General features: G+C 59.0%; 16 protein-coding genes and 1 riboswitch. Of the genes, 6 read left to right on the top strand and 10 right to left on the bottom strand.

Annotation, left to right across the window (positions count from 1 at the left end; genetic code table 11):
* Positions 1–26 precede the first annotated feature (26 nt).
* Both ptsP and LPB19_RS06720 read right to left on the bottom strand, forming a co-directional pair.
* Positions 27–2,333, bottom strand: a complete 2,307-nt coding sequence (gene ptsP / locus LPB19_RS06725; protein WP_206645303.1) for a phosphoenolpyruvate--protein phosphotransferase — start codon at positions 2,331–2,333, stop codon at positions 27–29.
* Between the two features lie 6 nt (positions 2,334–2,339).
* Positions 2,340–2,879: an RNA pyrophosphohydrolase gene (locus tag LPB19_RS06720; protein WP_206645302.1), complete on the bottom strand. Its 540-nt coding sequence runs from the start codon at positions 2,877–2,879 to the stop codon at positions 2,340–2,342.
* A 173-nt stretch (positions 2,880–3,052) separates the two neighbouring features.
* Here LPB19_RS06720 and LPB19_RS06715 point away from each other — a divergent pair, with 173 nt between their 5' ends.
* Complete coding sequence (locus LPB19_RS06715; RefSeq protein ID WP_206645301.1) at positions 3,053–3,709, top strand: histidinol-phosphatase; 657 nt, start codon at positions 3,053–3,055, stop codon at positions 3,707–3,709.
* 40 nt (positions 3,710–3,749) lie between these two features.
* Here LPB19_RS06715 and LPB19_RS06710 read toward each other — a convergent pair whose 3' ends face one another.
* From LPB19_RS06710 to thiC, 6 genes are all read right to left on the bottom strand, one after another.
* Positions 3,750–4,946, bottom strand: a complete 1,197-nt coding sequence (locus LPB19_RS06710; protein ID WP_206645300.1) for a class I SAM-dependent rRNA methyltransferase — start codon at positions 4,944–4,946, stop codon at positions 3,750–3,752.
* 24 nt (positions 4,947–4,970) lie between these two features.
* Positions 4,971–5,363, bottom strand: a complete 393-nt coding sequence (gene gcvH / locus LPB19_RS06705; RefSeq protein WP_206645299.1) for a glycine cleavage system protein GcvH — start codon at positions 5,361–5,363, stop codon at positions 4,971–4,973.
* A gap of 110 nt (positions 5,364–5,473) precedes the next feature.
* A complete protein-coding gene (cpdA, locus tag LPB19_RS06700; RefSeq protein ID WP_206645298.1) occupies positions 5,474–6,280 on the bottom strand; it encodes a 3',5'-cyclic-AMP phosphodiesterase in 807 nt (268 codons plus the stop codon).
* A gap of 198 nt (positions 6,281–6,478) precedes the next feature.
* Entirely contained in the window at positions 6,479–6,964 is a 486-nt protein-coding gene (locus LPB19_RS06695; RefSeq protein WP_206645297.1) for a DUF1249 domain-containing protein, read from the bottom strand.
* Positions 6,961–7,581: an NUDIX domain-containing protein gene (locus LPB19_RS06690; protein WP_206645296.1), complete on the bottom strand. Its 621-nt coding sequence runs from the start codon at positions 7,579–7,581 to the stop codon at positions 6,961–6,963. The genes LPB19_RS06695 and LPB19_RS06690 overlap by 4 nt, the downstream gene beginning before the upstream one ends.
* A gap of 99 nt (positions 7,582–7,680) precedes the next feature.
* Entirely contained in the window at positions 7,681–9,558 is a 1,878-nt protein-coding gene (gene thiC, locus LPB19_RS06685) for a phosphomethylpyrimidine synthase ThiC (RefSeq protein ID WP_206645295.1), read from the bottom strand.
* A gap of 105 nt (positions 9,559–9,663) precedes the next feature.
* Positions 9,664–9,792, bottom strand: a riboswitch (TPP riboswitch).
* A 181-nt stretch (positions 9,793–9,973) separates the two neighbouring features.
* On the opposite strand from thiC, the gene LPB19_RS06680 reads away from it, so the two are divergent.
* The gene (locus LPB19_RS06680) at positions 9,974–11,353 is read left to right on the top strand and encodes a TolC family outer membrane protein (RefSeq protein WP_206645294.1); all 1,380 of its coding nucleotides are present in this window, start codon (positions 9,974–9,976) and stop codon (positions 11,351–11,353) included.
* Between the two features lie 32 nt (positions 11,354–11,385).
* Here the strand turns inward: LPB19_RS06680 and waaA are convergent, their stop codons facing one another.
* Positions 11,386–12,639: a lipid IV(A) 3-deoxy-D-manno-octulosonic acid transferase gene (gene waaA, locus LPB19_RS06675; RefSeq protein WP_206645293.1), complete on the bottom strand. Its 1,254-nt coding sequence runs from the start codon at positions 12,637–12,639 to the stop codon at positions 11,386–11,388.
* 122 nt (positions 12,640–12,761) lie between these two features.
* On the opposite strand from waaA, the gene lpxL reads away from it, so the two are divergent.
* From lpxL to LPB19_RS06655, 4 genes are read left to right on the top strand one after another with little or no spacing between them, the layout of a single operon-like run.
* On the top strand, positions 12,762–13,709 hold the full coding sequence (gene lpxL / locus LPB19_RS06670) for an LpxL/LpxP family Kdo(2)-lipid IV(A) lauroyl/palmitoleoyl acyltransferase (protein ID WP_206645292.1): 948 nt from the start codon (positions 12,762–12,764) through the stop codon (positions 13,707–13,709).
* A gap of 39 nt (positions 13,710–13,748) precedes the next feature.
* A complete protein-coding gene (locus tag LPB19_RS06665) occupies positions 13,749–14,735 on the top strand; it encodes a mitochondrial fission ELM1 family protein (RefSeq protein WP_206645291.1) in 987 nt (328 codons plus the stop codon).
* Positions 14,732–15,847, top strand: a complete 1,116-nt coding sequence (locus LPB19_RS06660) for a glycosyltransferase family 4 protein (RefSeq protein WP_206645290.1) — start codon at positions 14,732–14,734, stop codon at positions 15,845–15,847. Before LPB19_RS06665 ends, LPB19_RS06660 begins: the two co-directional genes overlap by 4 nt.
* Complete coding sequence (locus tag LPB19_RS06655) at positions 15,844–16,887, top strand: glycosyltransferase (protein WP_206645289.1); 1,044 nt, start codon at positions 15,844–15,846, stop codon at positions 16,885–16,887. Before LPB19_RS06660 ends, LPB19_RS06655 begins: the two co-directional genes overlap by 4 nt.
* A gap of 51 nt (positions 16,888–16,938) precedes the next feature.
* Here LPB19_RS06655 and LPB19_RS06650 read toward each other — a convergent pair whose 3' ends face one another.
* Positions 16,939–17,727 carry a glycosyltransferase family 2 protein gene (locus LPB19_RS06650; protein ID WP_206645288.1) on the bottom strand — a complete coding sequence of 263 codons (789 nt, stop codon included), beginning with the start codon at positions 17,725–17,727 and terminating at the stop codon, positions 16,939–16,941.
* Positions 17,728–17,786 lie beyond the last annotated feature (59 nt).

Here is a 17,786-nt window from a genome sequence, read left to right as displayed (position 1 = left end):
ATATTCGCTCAACTCGCTCCCCTGGTTCAGGAAGCTGCCCGCTCTGTGAAGGCCTTGCTGGACGATTTCCCAGGCCGCAGGTACCGGCCAAAGCCAGCATTACGAAGCGCCAGATCTACACAGCTCTTGATGACGTGGGGAGAATCCAGCAGCAATACATCCTCCAGCAGCTGCATGGCCCACTCCCGACTGATACTGCGAATGACTGACTTCACTTTGGGAAGGCTCGCGGCGTTCATCGACAGGGAATCGTAGCCCATGGCCATCAGCAACAGGGCCCCGCCCGGATCCCCCGCCAGCTCACCGCAAATCCCCACCGGCTTGCCAACGACATGGGCATCCTGGGCGATTCGCACCAGAGCCTGAAGTACCGCCGGATGGTAAGAATGGTAAAGCTGAGCCACCCTGGGATTATTGCGGTCCACGGCCAGCAGGTACTGGGTCAGATCATTGGAGCCGACTGACAGGAAGTCCACCCGTTCCGCCAACTCCCGGATCTGGTACACCGCCGCGGGCACCTCCACCATCACACCCACTTTCGGCATGTGAACGTCATAGCCTTCTTCCCGCACCTCGTGATAGACCCGGTAAATCAGGTGCAGGGATTCTTCCACTTCAGACACATTGCTGATCATTGGCAGCATGATCTGGAGGTTGTTCAGCCCCTCACTCGCCTTCAGCATGGCGCGCACCTGCACCAGGAAAATCTCCGGGTGATCGAGCGTAACCCGGATACCCCGCCAGCCCAGGAACGGGTTTTCCTCCTGAATCGGGAAATAGGTCAGGGACTTGTCACCCCCAATGTCCAGCGTCCGCATGGTTACCGGGTTGGGCGCGAAGGCTTCCAGCTGTTCCCGATAGTATTCCCGCTGCTCCTGCTCCGACGGGAAGCGGTCCTTGATCATGAACGGCACTTCGGTGCGATACAGGCCGATACCCTCTGCGCCATGGGACAACGAACGCACCACGTCCGTCATCAGGCCGGTGTTGACCAGCAACGATACCCGGTGGTGGTCGATGGTTTCACACGGTTTATCCCTGAGAGCTTCGAGCCCGCGGATCAGCTCGTCTTCCTCGTCACAGATCGCCTGGTAGAACGCTCTCAGATCGTCGGACGGGGAGGCGAAAATCTGACCTTCAAATCCATCGACGATCAGTTCCTTACCATCCAACTGATTGACCGGGATATCCACCAGCCCCATCACCGTGGGCACGCCCATGGCTCGGGCCAGAATGGCCACATGCGAGTTACTGGAGCCCTTCACAGACACCAGGCCTACCAGTTGCCCCTTCGGCACCTCACCAAGCATGGCCGGCGTCAGTTCCTCACTGACCAGTACGGTACGCTCGGGATACTCAACTTCTTGCTGACCGCGTTCCTGAAGGTGGGATAAAAGTCGACGCCCCAGATCCCGGATGTCGACCGCCCGCTCCTGCAGGTAATGATCTTCCATCATCTCGAAGTGGCGCACGTACTGCTGCACAACCTGCTTCAGCGCGCCCTGCGCCCACACACCGTCACGGATCTTGTTAGCCACCTCGCCAGGCAAGGCATCGTCGCCCAGCATTCTCAGGTAAACATCGAACAACGCCTGTTCTTCCGGCCGAAGCTGCGACGCCAGACGTTTGGCAACACGCTCTATATCTTCCCGAACGGCTTTGACCGCCGACTGGAAGAGGATGACTTCCTGCTCTATGTCCTCGGGAGCCTTTTCCGGTACGGCGTCCAGATCGGCTGCGGGATAAACCGCCACACCCTGGCCAATGGCCACACCCGGAGCGCCGGGTACGCCGTTAAAGCTGACATCGCGGGCTTCTTCGCCGGTCAGCGATAGACCACTGATGACCCCGGTCGCTTCACTGTGTGCAATGACGCCCGCCAACTGGGCAGAGACCGTCACGAGGAAGGCTTCTTCACCCTCGTCAAACGTGCGAATGTTCTCGCGCTGCTGGACAACCAGCACCCCCAATACGCGTCGGTGGTGAATGATGGGCACACCGAGAAACGAGCGGAAACGCTCTTCACCAGTTTCGGGGAAATAACGATATCGGGGGTGGGCCGGCGCGTCTTCAAGATTGATCGGTTCCTCACGGGAACCGACCAAGCCGACGAGGCCTTCGGAGTAGGCGAGGGTTACCTGCCCTACCGCATCGCGGTAAAGACCTTCGGTTGCCATGAGAATGTATCGATTGGTTGCCGGGTCCAGCAGATAGACAGAGCAAACCTCGGTATTCATGGCCTTTTGCACACGCGAGACAATAATATCCAGCGCCTCCTGCAAATCCCGGGCACTGTTTACTTCTTGTACAAGGCTTCGCAGTATGCTGAGCATGCGAGTTTAGTCCGTCACCGTCTGGGGTTCCCGGGCTCGCCGATTCTGTTCGCGCCGGTGCCATTGTTCCATATCATGAAACAGACGCGGAGCCAGCTCTCTCAATGCCCGCCGATATACTTCGCGCTTGAATGAGACCACCTGCCCTAACGGATACCAGTAGCTAACCCACTGCCAGCCGTCGAATTCCGGCGAATCGGTGCCGTCCACGCAGACACGCGCATCCGGCGACAACATCCTCAACAGGAACCATTTTTGTTTTTGGCCGACACACACGGGGTGGGAATTATGACGCACCATCCGACGCGGCAGCCGATACCTGAGCCAGCCCCGGGTGCAGCTGATGATTTCCACATCGCTGGCCACAAGACCAATTTCTTCTCCGAGCTCCCGGTACAATGCCTCCTCAGGCGACTCATCATGCTTGATACCACCTTGAGGAAACTGCCAGGCATCCTGCCCGACACGCCTAGCCCACAGCACTTCACCCCTGTGGTTGGCCAAAATGATTCCGACGTTGGGTCTGAAACCGTCTGAATCTATCACGGCACAGTCCTCTTAAAAGTCGGTCGGCCCGCTCAAGTTTCGAGCGGCCACAATTATCCAAGTTGTTTTCATTCTTGCAGAAACGCATGACTTCGGCAAACGCAGCTGTACGCGACAGGCCGTGGTAGACTAGCCGTTTTCGAAAACGACGTTTGCGCATCGGAGGTGCCCAGTTGACGCTCGCCATTTTTGATCTCGACAATACCCTGCTGGCCGGAGACAGTGACCACGCGTGGGGCGAATTCTTGGTGGAAGAAGGCATCGTTGACGCCGAGGACTACCGTAAGGCCAACGATCGGTTCTATCAGGAATACCTGAATGGCGAACTCGACATCCTGCGTTACCTGAGCTTTGCGCTACAGCCTCTGGCCAAACATGACATGTCCGAGCTGTTGATCTGGCGTGAGCGTTTTATGGAAAAGAAAGTGCGCCCGATGATGCAGCGCAAGGCCGCTGAACTACTCGACACGCACCGAACACTGGGCCATACGCTCATGATCATCACCGCCACCAACCGATTCGTGACAGAACCCATTGCCCACGAACTGGGCATTGAGCACCTGATCGCCACGGATCCCGAGCTGAAAGATGGCCAGTACACCGGCAAGGTTGCCGGTGTTCCGAGTTTTCAGGATGGTAAAGTGACCCGCCTGAACGGTTGGCTCAAAGACACCGGACACAGTCTGGACGGCGCCTGGTTCTTCAGCGATTCACACAACGACGTCCCTCTGCTGGAGGCCGTCGCAAACCCGGTCGCGGTGGATCCGGATCCCACCCTGGAGTCGCTGGCCCGGCAAAGAAACTGGAAGGTCCTGTCACTCAGAGACTGACAGGACTGCTCTCGGCGTTCGTCAGGACCGGCCGGCAATCTTACAGAAAGCCGGTCAATGAGCGGACAAAACAGGACTTGATGTAGTCGGTTTCCGGAATGCCCGGAATCACGGGATGATCCGGGGCCTGGTGCCCCTGCTCCAGCAACTGCACGAACCGGTCAATCTTGCGCCCGCTGCCGCGAATGATATCGACAAGCTGGCTCTGGGACAGATGCATGGAGCAGGACGCCGACACCAGTATGCCCTCGCGTTCCAGCAACCTCAGCCCAAGCTGGTTCAGCCGGGCATAGGCCTGCTCACCGGCTTTCTGGTCTCGACGACGGGGAATCAATGCCGGCGGATCCAGCACCACGATGTCGAACTTTTCCTTCTCATCACACAACGCCTTGAGCGCATCGAAGGCGTCGCCCTGAAGCGTATCCACGTTAGTCAGCCCATTGAGCGCAGCGTTGTGATGCACCATGTCCATGGCGGATACGGAGCTGTCGACACAGGTCACCTGGCTGGCACCGGCCCACGCGGCCTGAACCCCCCATCCGCCGACATAACTGAACACGTCGAGGACCCGCTTGCCGGGCGCGTACGCCTGCAAGCGCTGTCGGTTCATTCGGTGATCGTAGAACCAGCCGGTTTTCTGGCCTTCGGCCAGAGATACCTCAAACCGAACCCCGTTTTCTTCCACCGGAAGCACAGACACCTCAGGCCCGTGAACCTGCTCAACATAGGTTTCCAAGCCTTCCACCTTGCGCATCTTGCCATCGTTCTTGAGCACGATGGCCTTGGGGTGCACCAGACGCTGAACGGCCCGGACAATGGAGCTTTTCATCAGCTCCATACCCGCCGTGGAAATCTGAATCACGACGATGTCATCAAACCGGTCAACCACCAACCCGGAGAGACCATCACTGTCTCCGAACACCCATCGATAGAACGGCCGTTCAAACAGCGACTCCCGCAGTGAGAGTGCGATTTCCAGGCGATGCGTCAGACGCTGTGGCGTCATGCCATGAGAGGCGTCCCGACTGATCAGCCGACCACAAATCAACGCGTGGGGGTTGACGAAAATGGAGCCCAAAGGCTTGTCGTTGGCAGCCCGCAATTCCGCCTGGGCACCGGGTTCAAACTCATTGAGCGGGGAACGGCGGGTATCCACCTCGTTGCTGTAAACCCAGAGATGGCCGGCACGGAGCCGTCGCTCCGCACCTTTTCGAAGATACAAGACAGGTAAGTTCATTGTGGCAACCAAGTGGGAAAGCGATTACAGCTCTGCGGCAATGTGTTCGGCATAGGCGTCGGCATCCATCAAGCCGTCGAGCTCGCCCGCATCCGCCAGCTTCACCCGGAACATCCATCCCGCGTTGTAGGGATCCTCATTCACTTTCTCCGGCTCGTCTTCCAGCGCTTCATTCACTGCAATCACTTCCCCGGTGACCGGGCTGAACACATCCGAAGCGGACTTGACCGATTCGGCAACACCTGCCTCTTCCCCACCGTTCACGGTGACTCCGAGATCAGGCACGCCAACATACACCACGTCCCCAAGCTGCTCCTGGGCGTAGTCAGTGATTCCCACGGTCGCGGTTCCGTCTTCAGCCACGCGGACCCATTGGTGAGTGTCAATGTATTTCAGATCTGCAGGTATGTCGCTCATGGTGAGATTCCCCGATGAAAATTTTGCGCAGTTTAACCCAAGACGCTGGCGAAGCGTGAGCGATGAGCCGGGAGGAGTGGCCGGAAACGGCCTGGCACAGCGTATGAACGTTAGTAGCCGGTGCTGGACTGGTCCAATTCAAAGCTGAAATTGACCGCACGACGGACCCTGGTGGTAAAGCTGCCGTCCGCGTCAAACTCAAACCAACGGTAACCCGGTGCCAGTGGTTCAACGGAGAATTTTGCAGACCCGGTGGTGAACTGAATGCAGGTCGATGGCGTTGATAGCAGGCGGACACCCTTGCGAACCAGGTTCTGCTCCTGATGGATATGCCCCCACAGCACCACCTTAACCTGGGGGAAGCGCTCAATAACCTGCCAGAAGGACTCGCGATTCTTCAGGCCAATGTTTTCAAGCCAATCGCATCCGATGTCCACCGGGTGATGATGCAGAGACACCAGTGCAGGCATGTCGGGATATTCAGACAACACCTGCTCCAGGAACTCAAGTTCAGACGCCGCCAGTTCACCATAAACCCTGCCGGGAACCGAAGAGTCCAGAAGGATGAACTGCCAGCCACCCCGGACAATCCGGCGATGCATGGCATCGAACTCGCTCGCCACACGATTCAGGATCACCGCATCGTCGTGATTACCCGGCGACCAGGCAGAGCCGCATTGGAACACACTGAGTCGCTCGCCAAATACCCGGTACGCCTGCTCGGAACTGTCTTGCGCCAGGTCCCCCGTAGCAAGGATCAGGTCTGGCTGACCATGAGACGCGAGTACTTCGTCGATAACGGCGGCAAGGCTGTCTCGCGTGTTTACCCCCAACAACTGCCCACTGGCATTCGCCATCAGGTGGGGATCGGTAAGATGCAGAACCCGAAGCGGCCGGGCCTCTTTTGGCATGGTCATGTCGATACGTTTCGTCTTACTGCGCGTCACTTGGTAGAGATTAAAGTGTACGTGGTCGAGGCGATAGTTTATTGCCCTTGAATGCCACGGGCATCACATAATCACTAGCGTCTGACGACATATTGCGATTTTTGACAACTATGACACACGAACGCTACCTCTGCCTGAAGAGCCTGATCAACGAAGACCTCCACTGGCTCAATCGACGCCTTCCCCCGCCGGCCAGGCGGCCTGGTCCATCGGCAAATGGCCAAAACGCAGGCAGAAATCCAGCCAGTCCGCCAGAAACCCGTTGACCTGAACCTTCTCATCCGGGTGATGCATAAAACGGTTTGGGTAGTCGTTGACCGGCGCAATCTGGCGATCTCGATAGCAGCTGATCACTTCCGCCTGGGAAGCATCGTGATACACCCGTACCGTCATTTCCGGGTTGTTCAACCAGCGGCCGGCATTGTGGATCTGCTCCAGCAAGAGGGTTTCGGTGTATTTGGCGGTTTGCAACACCTTGATCTGAACGCGCCCGAGATAGAGGTTCTCACGCCGCAACTCGAACGCACTGATGGATTGACCGTTTAACTCAAGCTGGCGCAACCGGCGCAAACGCTGGTAGTTACCATCGCACAGGGCCCCCAGCCTTCGCAGGTCAGGCACGTAGGGCTTTGGCCGGATGGTCCACTCACTCATTGCCCGGCCTCGTGCCGCAGCTTTGGACGATTCAACTCGAGCCACTGCAGCGCAATGATGGCTGCGGCATTGTTGATACGCCCATCGCGAATCATGCCGATCGCCTCGTCGGCGGAAAACACGTGTGCACGGATGTCCTCATGTTCATGCTCAACACCAAACAACCCTCCGGCCGACTCAGTACTGACCAGCCCACAGTAAAGATGCACCATCTCGGTCGTGCCGCCGGGGGACACCAGATAATCACAGATACGATCCAGCTTATGAAAACTCAGGCCGGCTTCTTCCTGGCCTTCCCGTTGCGCCACGTCTTCCGGGGGCTCGCCCGCTTCGTTCATACCCGCAACCAGTTCCAGCAGCCAGGGTGACTGCTCCCGCCCCAGGGCCCCCAGACGAAACTGCTCCAGCAGCACCACCTCATCGCGGACGGGATCGTAAGGCAGTACGCAGGTCGCATCCCCGCGGATGAACAGCTCACGAGTGAACACCGGCATTTCGCGCCCATCGAAACGGGCATGGGTAAGCCAGAGTTTGTCGAGGCGAAAAAACCCCTGGAAGACGGTCTCCCGCCTTTCAACATGAACATCACTGGCATTGAACTGAAACGGACTGGTCATTTTTTCTCCAACTGAACCCAACCTTGAACAATAGCCGGTGATTCTGACTCATTGCAAGCCAGCCCGAACCACCCGCCAGCGCCAAAAAAAACGGGCCACTCAGATCTTGTCGTACAGCTTGCCTCCGGACTTTCTGAATTGCCGGGATTTTTCCTGCATTCCGGCTGCCAGGGCCGTGCGCTCATCCAGAGCATTGGCCTTGGCATAATCCCTTACCTCCTGGGAAATCTGCATCGAACAGAATTTCGGGCCACACATGGAGCAGAAATGCGCCACCTTGGCAGACTCCTTGGGCATGGTTTCATCGTGATACGCGCGGGCCGTGTCCGGATCCAGCCCCAGATTGAACTGGTCCTCCCAGCGGAACTCGAACCGGGCCTTGGAAAGGGCATCGTCCCGCAATTGAGCTCCCGGGTGCCCTTTGGCCAGATCCGCCGCATGAGCAGCGATCTTGTAGGTGATGATGCCGGTTTTGACATCTTCCTTGTTGGGCAGCCCCAGATGCTCCTTCGGCGTGACGTAACAAAGCATGGCGCACCCATACCAGCCAATCATGGCGGCGCCGATACCGGAGGTGATGTGGTCATACCCCGGAGCTATGTCCGTTACCAGCGGCCCCAGGGTGTAAAAAGGCGCCTCGTCGCAGCATTCCAGCTGTTTATCCATGTTCGCCTTGATCAGGTGCATGGGTACGTGCCCCGGCCCCTCTATCATCACCTGCACATCGTGCTTCCAGGCAATCCTGGTCAGCTCCCCGAGGGTTTCCAGCTCGCCGAATTGCGCAGCATCATTGGCGTCGGCCACGGAACCGGGCCGCAGACCATCGCCGAGACTGAAGGACACGTCATAAGCCTTCATGATCTCGCAGATGTCTTCGAAGTGTTCGTAAAGGAAGCTTTCCCGATGATGCGCCAGGCACCACTTGGCCATGATGGACCCTCCCCGGGACACAATACCGGTGACCCGCTTGGCGGTCAGCGGCACGTGATGAAGCCGCACCCCAGCATGAATGGTGAAATAATCCACGCCCTGCTCGGCCTGTTCGATCAGGGTATCGCGAAAGATTTCCCAGGTAAGGTCCTCTGCCACACCGCCCACTTTCTCCAGTGCCTGATAGATTGGCACCGTGCCAACGGGAACCGGTGAGTTGCGGATGATCCACTCCCGCGTCTCATGGATGTTCTTGCCGGTCGACAGATCCATGATGGTATCGGCGCCCCAACGGATGCCCCAGGTCAGCTTGTCGATCTCCTCCTCGATGGACGAACTGACTGCCGAGTTGCCGATATTGCCATTGATCTTTACCAGGAAGTTGCGGCCGATGATCATCGGCTCGACCTCCGGGTGATTAATATTGGCGGTGATAATGGCGCGCCCGCGCGCAACCTCGTCCCGCACAAACGCCGGTGTAATCTCATCCGGCAGCGAGGCGCCGAAGGACTGGCCTTGATGCTGTGACGTCAGAAGCCCCTGCTCCCTTGCCTCCTGAAGCTTCATATTTTCCCGAATGGCGACGAACTCCATCTCAGGCGTAATCACCCCCTGACGGGCATAGTGCATCTGGGTGACGTTCCGGCCCGACTTTGCCCGCAGCGGTTTCCGGGCATCAAAAAAACGCAGTGGATCGAGCCGGGGGTCGACATTCCGGCGGCGGGTATATTCCGAGGTGTACTCGCCCAATTCCTCCACGTCATCACGCTCTTTGAGCCAGGCCGCCCTGACCGGCGCAAGCCCTCGCCTGATATCGATCCGGGCCTTGGGATCCGTGTAGGGGCCAGAGGTGTCGTAGACCATGACGTCGGGATTCGGCTCGCCCCCCATGTCAGTGGGCGTCACACTTTGGCAAATGGCGCGCATCGGCACCCGGAGATCGGCGCGCGACCCCTGAACGTAGACTTTTCGGGAACTGGGCAGCGGCTCGGCGGCGGCAGAATCGACACGGGCAGAATCTTTCAGAAAGGAGGGTTGTTCTGTCATCAGTGGCTCCGGCATTGGCAGATGAACATCTGGTCGCGTATGACGGAGCCTGGCCTTACTGATACCTGTTTAGCGAACAGGCGCACGAGAGTGCGACGGCCAATGATCGTTCTGGTCGTTGATTCCTACGCCGGTATTATCCGGATCAGGTTGCGGGTTCTGCAGTGCAATCTCAGCCGACTTTCAGGCCGCTCTTCATCAAGAGCAATCCGGTCAGCACCCCGTCAAGACGCGAAACTTGGTTGTGTGACACCCAAAATGAGTGCCGTTTGCAAGTGTAGAGCTACGCCCATTTATTGTCCATAATGGCCGACCCATGCCTACACGGCGACTGCCCCTGGTTTTTTGTCCATTTTTGTCGGCAGTTACAGCATTTACGCGGGACACCTTGGTGCACAGGTATTCAGGAGACACTATGAAGAAACGACTGCTTTCCGGACTGGTAGGCCTGATGGCGACTCAGTCCGTTTTTTCCATGGATCTGGTAGAGACCTACGAGAAAGCACTGTCTTACGACTCCGGCATAGCCGCCGCACAGGCCCGCTACGAAGCACAGCAAGCCGCCAGCGATGTGACCCGCAGCGCACTGCTTCCGCAAATCGGCGCCTTTGGCGAAGCCAACCACATTGACGTCGATGGCCCGAATCAGGATACCGGCTACCAGGAACTGAGCTACGGTGCCCGCCTGACCCAACCCGTATTCCGGGCCGACGCCTGGTATCGATACGATGCCAGCCAGTTTCAGTCCGAATCGGCGCGGGCCCAGTTCAATCTGGCCCAGCAGCAGCTCATCCTGGATGTCGCCACGGCTTATTTTAATGTGCTTCTGGCGCAGGACACGGTAACCACAGCCCTGGCCGCCGAAGCGGCGATTCAACGCCAGTATGAGCAGGCACAGGAGCGTTTCGACGTCGGCCTGATCGCGATTACCGAAGTGTATGAGGCCCGCGCCACGTTCGATGACACCCGCAGCCTCCGTATTGTCGCGGAAAACCGGCTGAACGTTGCCCGTGAGCAGCTGGCTCGCCTGACCGGTGAATTTGCCGAAGACCTGGAAAATCTGCGCGAGAACTTCCCCTTGGCCCGCCCGGAGCCGATGGATCCAAAGGCTTGGGAAAAAACCGCGCTGGAGCAGAACTGGTCTATTCAGTCCGCACTCTACGATCTCGACACCAGCGAGGCCAACCTGAAGGCGGCCAAAGCTGGCCACTATCCCACCCTTGACCTGAATGCCTCCTATGGCAAGTCCGACATCGATGGCCTGGAGGATCCCGGCGCCGTATTTACCCAGAGGGATGGCACCACAACGCAGGGCGTGATCGGCCTGACGCTGAACGTGCCCCTCTACACCGGCGGTGGCACCCAGGCTGGCGTTCGGCAACAGCGCTCCTTGCTGACCGTGGCAGAAGAGGACCTGAACACGGTGCGCCGTGACGTTCGCGTGACCACTCGCAGCCTGTTCCTGACGGTCAACAACAACATTGAGACCGCATCTGCCCTCGAGCAAACGATCGTGTCCCGGCGCAGCGCACTGGATGCGACACGCGCCGGCTATGAGGTGGGCACACGAAATATTGTCGAAGTACTGGATGCAGAGCGGGCCTACTATGTGGCACTCAGGGATTACGCCAATGCGCGCTACGATTACGTGGTCAATACCCTGCGCCTGCAACAGGCCGCTGGCACATTGAGCCCACAGGATCTGATCGTGCTTAACAACTGGCTGAGCGAGACAGCGCCGGGCATCGAAGCCCTGGCAAATGACGCTGAAGTGCTGGACGACCCCAGCCAGTGATCCTTCAGGGCGGGCCGCTCAGGCGCCCGCCCTCACAGGCGCTCGATAATTCCGCTTACCACCTTGTCCAGCGCACCCCGGTTTTTCTGCACCACGGCCAAGGCCCGCTCTCCCGACGCCCGCCGGGCCTCCGGATGCCCCACCAGAGCAATCAGGCTCTGAGCCAACTCATTAGCATCGGACACCATGGTGACCCCGTGGTCTGCCACCAAACGCTGGTAGATGGTCTCGAAATTGAACACGTGAGGACCGGAGAACACCGGAATTCCCCACACGGCAGGCTCGAGCGGATTGTGACCACCCCGGGTAATGAGCGAGCCCCCCACGAAGGCGATGTCGCTGGCGCCATAGAGCATCATCAATTCGCCCATGGTATCGCCCAGATAGACCTGAGCCCGGGCAGGGTCATCGCCATTGGCGCGCCGCGCCAGAGAGAGCCCCGCACGCTGAATCTTGTCCGCCACCGAGTCAAAGCGGTCCGGATGTCGGGGTACGACAATCAGCAAGGTCGAAGGATGTTCCGCCAGTACGCGCCGGTGCGCGTCCAGCAGCATTTCATCCTCACCTTCATGGGTGCTCCCGGCAACCCACACCACGCGACCACCGAACGCGGCCTTGAGCTGCTCAGCAGAAGCCTGCACATCCGCCGGAATATCGACATCAAATTTGACACTGCCGGTGACCGACACTCGCTCCGGGGCAACGCCCAGGCGACGAAACCGCTCAGCGTCCTTGTCAGCTTGAGCGGCCACCCAGCTCAGGCTGCGCATGATCGGTCCGGACAGCCCTTTGACACGCTCATAGCCTTGCGCCGAACGCTCCGACATACGCGCATTGATCAGGAAAATGGGCACGCCCAGAGCGTGACTCTGGTGAATCATGTTCGGCCAGAGCTCGGTTTCCATGATGACCAGAATGCGAGGCTCCACACGTCTCAGGAAGCGCCGGATCGAGCCTGGCGTATCGTAGGGTGCGTAGGCGTACCTGACCTGGTCTCCGAACATTTTCCGAGCCTGTGCCAGGCCAGTGTCGGTCATCGCGGTCATCAGGATAGTGATGCCCGGCTCCTGGGCCAGTAGCCGCCGGACCATCGGCCCTGCGGCAATGGTTTCCCCCACCGACACGGCATGAACCCACACCACCGAGCCATTCACCGGCGCCACACAACCCAGCCTCTGACGCCAGTTTTTTCGTAATTCTGGCGCCCTGCGACCATTCCACCAAAGACGCAGGAGGATGAAAGGCAACAGTAGCCGAATCAACAGGGAATAGATAAATTGAAGCACACGGGACTCCCGACAAAACAGTAGGCTATCATAGCGGAAATCCTATGGATTTTCCTGCCGCCACAGCGGAGCTGGCGGCCTTGAGGAGATGAAGTCAGAAGCTTTAAAGGACCCGTTATCAGGTGAAAAAGCGATATCGCAAGCTTCCGAGAAATACCGATTTCTCAGCCTACCGCCATCCTCGCTGGTGGCCGACCTGGTGCCTGATCGGCCTGATGTGGCTGGTGGCTCACCTGCCCCTTCGTTTGCAGTGGTGGCTTGGCAAGGTAGCTGGCCTGCTGGTTTTTCACCTGGCAGGTGGTCGGCGTCACATCACCGAAACCAACATTCGGCTTTGCTTTCCGGAACTGACGGCAGAACAACGCTCAGCCCTGGTTCGACAATCCTTCGTGGCCAACGGTATTGGCCTGATGGAACTCGGACTGGCCTGGTTCCGCGATCCCAAGCATTTTCTCAAGATCACCCGGGTACATGGACTGAAGCACTTTGAACAAGCCAGCAGTAACGGCAAGGGCGTACTGCTGCTTGGCGGGCATTACAGCACTCTGGACTTGGGCGGAGCCCTGGTGACCGAATTCATTGATGCCGATGTGATGCAGCGGGACCACAATAACCCCCTGATGAACGCGGTGATGACGCGCGCGCGGGAGCGACGCTACGGCAAAGTTCTCGGCGCCAAGGATTTACGGGGCCTGTTCAGAAGCCTGAAGCAGAACCACGCCGTGTGGTATGCCACCGACCAGGATTACGGCCGCAAGGAGATCGTCTTCGCGCCGTTCTTTGGCATCCCGGCCGGCACCATTACCGCCACCTCTCGCATCGCGGAACGCAGTGGCTGTGCAGTCGTGCCTTTCAGTCACACCCGGCGCGATGACCAACCCGGCTACGATATTTACTTCCAGCCTGCCCTGGAAAACTTCCCCAGTGGCGACGACCTGCAGGACGCAACCCTGATCAACAGCACCATCGAACAGGAAATCCGGCGGGCGCCCGACCAGTATCTCTGGATGCATCGCCGATTCAAAACCCGCCCGGATCCGGACGATCAGGGTTTTTACCGGCGCAAATAAACCGAACCAACGGGAGGCTGGCACCAGGTGCCTGCATGCATGGCGAATCTCGACACGGAATTCAGTGAAGCCCCGGTGGTCTGGCTCTTGACCGACAACAAACCCGGCCACCGCAACCAGCTCAAGGGCCTTGGCAATCGACTCCGGGTTCTGGCTGGGGCCAGCCTGCACTGGATTGATACGCGGTCGGTCAATGTTCCTCTCTGGCGGGCTCTGCTGGCTATCCCCCCGAGCGCGGATTTCCCAGCTGCCGAACCGGATCTGATCGTCGCCGCCGGTTCTGGCACACACCGCCTGTTACTGGCGCTCAGGCGCAAGAAAAAAGCGTCCACCCTGGTACTGATGAAACCCGGCTTCCCATTCAGTTGGGTCAGCGCCGTCATCACACCCGATCACGATCAAGTGGCAGACGGCCCAAATGTCCTGCTGACCGAAGGTGTCATCAATACCATTACCCCAATGGCACGCATCACCGACAAGCCGGAAGCCCTCATTCTGGTCGGCGGGCCATGCCCCCATTTCGACTGGGACGACGACGTTCTGCTCGGACAGATTCACCACCTGATCAACCATTACCCGGGCTGGCGCTGGACCATCAGCGGTTCAAGACGCACCCCCGAGCCCCTGCTGCACAAACTGCAAGAGCTGGCCGGACTGAAGATCACCGTGGTCGGCCCAGACCGAACTCACCAGGACTGGCTGAATCACCAGGTGTCGGCATCGAGAGCGATCTGGGTATCTCCCGACAGCATGTCCATGGTGTGCGAGGCGGCCACCTCGGGCGTGCCCACAGGCATTTTCCAGCTCACCCCCGTTCCTGGCAGCCGGGTTGCGGCGGGTATCGACCAACTGGTTCAGAACGGCCGCGTCGCGCGCTGGAGTGACCACGCATCGGTGATGACCGAGAAACCCCTTCGGGGCCAGGTGCTGTGGGAAGCCGACCGTGCAGCGCGCTGGGTAGTAACCAGAGGCCTTTTGCCACTGCCCACGGAGCCCCGCCAGGACCGCAAGCGAGGTGAAGATTGAGAATCCTTCAGGCCCTGCCGGCGCTTCACAGCGGGGGCGTGGAGCGTGGCACCGTTGAATTCGCGGCCGAACTTGTGAAGCGAGGCATCGAATCGTTCGTGGTATCCAGCGGGGGGCCAATGGCAGAACACCTACGCCGGGCCGGAAGCACACATATTCAGATGCCCATTCACCGCAAGTCACCGGCTTCCTTCGGTCAGATCTTGCCGATGCGCGAACTGATTCGCAGCGTTCGGCCGGACATCATTCACGTTCGCTCGAGAATGCCGGCCTGGATCGTGCACCTGGCGTGGCTGAGTTTACCCGCCAGCGAACGGCCACGGGTGGTGTCCACCTTTCACGGCATGTATTCCGTGAACCCCTACAGCGCGATCATGACCAAAGCCGATCACATCATCGCGGTTTCCGACTGCGTTCGGGACTATGTGCGTACAAACTTTTCGGTTCCCGCCGAGAACCTCACCGTCATCCAGCGAGGCGTCGATGTGGCACAGTTCCAGGCCCAGCAACTCAGCAAAACCTGGATTGATGAACTGTATCGTGACTACCCGCAGCTGAAACACCGCAGGCTATTGATGATGCCGGGGCGCATCTCGCGCTGGAAAGGGCAGCTGTCTTTTCTCGAGGTAATGGCCGGCCTGATTCGCCAGCGGGATGATTGTCACGGCATCATCGTCGGTGGCGCAGAGCCGGGCAAAGAGCACTTTTTACGCGAACTGGAGCAACGCCGGGAAGCTCTGAAGCTGAACAATCACGTCACCTTTCTGGGCCAGAGAAATGACATGGCGGAGCTCTATCTGCTGTCTGACCTGGTGTGCCACCTATCCACCAAACCGGAGCCTTTCGGGCGCACTGTTACGGAAGCCCTGGCCTCGGGAACCCCCGTGGTCGCCTTCAATCGAGGGGGTGCAGCGGAAACCCTGCAAGCCTGCTTCCGGGAGGGGCTGGTACCGCCCGACGACACCGGCGCCTTCACCCGAACGGTGTTGCAGCTGCTGGACGCACCCGGACGGGACATTCACATACCCTCGCGGTTCCGGCTTGAGGCACAGACCGAAGCAACGCTTCGTATCTATCAGCGACTGACGAATCAGGGCTTGGCGCACTCATGACAGGGCGCCGCCTGACCCTGGCGTTCATTCTCGCCACCCCAGGCACAAGCTGGGGCGGCATGGAGCGGCACACCGCAGACCTCGCTCTCGGACTGGCCAGGCGCGGGCATCAGGTGCATGTGCTCGGGCACAAGGATTACCAGTCGCATTTCACAGCGCCGGTGCGTTTTCACCGCCAGCCCGTGCATCTCGGGCGCAAGAATCCCTGGCTGCAATGGTCGATCAGCTGTTGCCTTAAACGCATTGCCCCAGACATCATCCACGCTCAGGGCAACAAGGCCGCGCACCTTGCAGGTCGGGCCCGGTGCGTCGGCGGAACGCCGCTGTTCGCCACCGTTCATGGCATGAAATCCAGCCACGCCGTTTTCCAGCGCATGGACGCCGTTATCGCGGTCAGTCAGCCCATTTTCGACACGCTGGATCATCGACAAAAACGGCTGATTCTGAACGGTGCCTCTGCACCGCCCCCCGACGCAGACACCGACGCACCGACGCTCGCGCTCCCGGATGGCTGCACCAATGTGATTGCCGTTGGTCGGCTGGAGCCGGTCAAAGGTTTTGCACGGCTTATTGAAGCCTGGGCCCGGATATCCCCTGCCAACACCGACCGTCACCTTACGGTGATTGGCGACGGTTCCGAACGCCCCCGACTGGAGCAACTGATTCGACAACATGACCTGCGTGAGACGGTAACCATCGCGGGCTTTCACTCGAACATCAGCACGCTGTATGAGCAGGCAGACCTGACGGTGATCAGTTCCGAGCGCGAGGGATTGCCGTACGTCCTGATCGAGAGCCTGCTGGCCAATTGCCCCGTCGTGTCAACGCCGATTCCCGGCATTCAGGCCCTGCTTCCGGAACAGGCTTTGAGCACCGACCAGTCAGCGGAGAGCCTTGCGGAATTGCTGACCCGATCACTGGGCAATCTGAAGGCGCTCAGGACGCACGAAGCAGCGGCCATGGCGTTTGCGCGCCAAAACCTCACTCTGGACAGCATGATCACACGAACCGAAGCCTTCTATCTTGAGGTGCTTGTTTGAGGTCCGCGCCAATCCGCCACCGGCCATTCGTCAGAGTCTGGCGCCGGCGATTTACCGCTCACGATTCAGCCGCTCCAGCATGTGCAGCTCCTTGGCCTTGGCCAGACGCATGAAGTTCCGGTAAGCCGCCGTAATCGACACACTCAGGCCAAACCAGCCGTTCAGGATCTGCCGATGGAGCAGATAATATTTCAGAAACTTGACGGGAAACTCCAGGAACAATCGGGCACTGCTGATCCGACGCCCCTTGAAGTGCATATACCTGGCCTGCTCAGACGATAGCTGACAGTACTTCCGTTCCATCTGGGCCAGCGACACCAGAGTCCGGTGCAACACATCGCCCTTGAGATCCAGCACCCGCCCTTCGCTGATCTGAGGACGATCGTTATTGCTGTTCTCTTCGGCCAAGATTGACGCCTTGTTGCGATTGTACAGACGCATGATTTTTTTCGGTTTGTCGTGCCGGAAGGGATGCCCCGGCAGAGGGGGCGACAGCACCCATCGCATCCGAAAGCCGGCCACGTCATCGGGTAGCGGCCCCGAAAACAGTGCCTTGATGTTCTTTACCAGCGCGTCGGACAACACTTCGTCGGCATCCAGGTCAAGCACCCAGTCGTTGCGACACAGGGAAGCCGCGTAGGCTTTCTGACAGGCAAAACCCTGCCAGTCGCGGTGCACAACCCGCGCACCTGCGGCCTCGGCAATGGCGCGAGTTCGATCCCGACTGCCGGAGTCAACCACGATAATCTCATCCACCCAGCCGCTCACTCTGGCGATGGATTCCGGCAATCTCAGTTCTTCATTCTGGGTGATGAAATACACTGACAATGGCAGCGCCATCCGAGGCTCCTTCCGTTACCGGCACTTTCCAGTACCTGTACGACAATATTGTGCTAACC

It is taken from the genome of Marinobacter salinisoli (assembly GCF_017301335.1).
In the GTDB taxonomy this organism is placed as follows: Bacteria; Pseudomonadota; Gammaproteobacteria; order Pseudomonadales; family Oleiphilaceae; genus Marinobacter; species Marinobacter salinisoli.
Note: the sequence above shows the minus strand (reverse complement) of the source record. Positions and strands in the feature narration are given on the sequence as shown.

What these genes read in the sequence shown, in the direction of transcription:
- ptsP (WP_206645303.1), bottom strand. Translation starts at nt 2,333, where the DNA reads ATGCTCAGCATACTGCGAAGCCTTGTACAAGAAGTAAACAGTGCCCGG.
- LPB19_RS06710 (WP_206645300.1), bottom strand. Translation starts at nt 4,946, where the DNA reads ATGAACTTACCTGTCTTGTATCTTCGAAAAGGTGCGGAGCGACGGCTC.
- gcvH (WP_206645299.1), bottom strand. Translation starts at nt 5,363, where the DNA reads ATGAGCGACATACCTGCAGATCTGAAATACATTGACACTCACCAATGG.
- cpdA (WP_206645298.1), bottom strand. Translation starts at nt 6,280, where the DNA reads ATGACCATGCCAAAAGAGGCCCGGCCGCTTCGGGTTCTGCATCTTACC.
- LPB19_RS06695 (WP_206645297.1), bottom strand. Translation starts at nt 6,964, where the DNA reads ATGAGTGAGTGGACCATCCGGCCAAAGCCCTACGTGCCTGACCTGCGA.
- LPB19_RS06690 (WP_206645296.1), bottom strand. Translation starts at nt 7,581, where the DNA reads ATGACCAGTCCGTTTCAGTTCAATGCCAGTGATGTTCATGTTGAAAGG.
- thiC (WP_206645295.1), bottom strand. Translation starts at nt 9,558, where the DNA reads ATGACAGAACAACCCTCCTTTCTGAAAGATTCTGCCCGTGTCGATTCT.
- LPB19_RS06680 (WP_206645294.1), top strand. Translation starts at nt 9,974, where the DNA reads ATGAAGAAACGACTGCTTTCCGGACTGGTAGGCCTGATGGCGACTCAG.
- LPB19_RS06665 (WP_206645291.1), top strand. Translation starts at nt 13,749, where the DNA reads ATGGCGAATCTCGACACGGAATTCAGTGAAGCCCCGGTGGTCTGGCTC.
- LPB19_RS06655 (WP_206645289.1), top strand. Translation starts at nt 15,844, where the DNA reads ATGACAGGGCGCCGCCTGACCCTGGCGTTCATTCTCGCCACCCCAGGC.
- LPB19_RS06650 (WP_206645288.1), bottom strand. Translation starts at nt 17,727, where the DNA reads ATGGCGCTGCCATTGTCAGTGTATTTCATCACCCAGAATGAAGAACTG.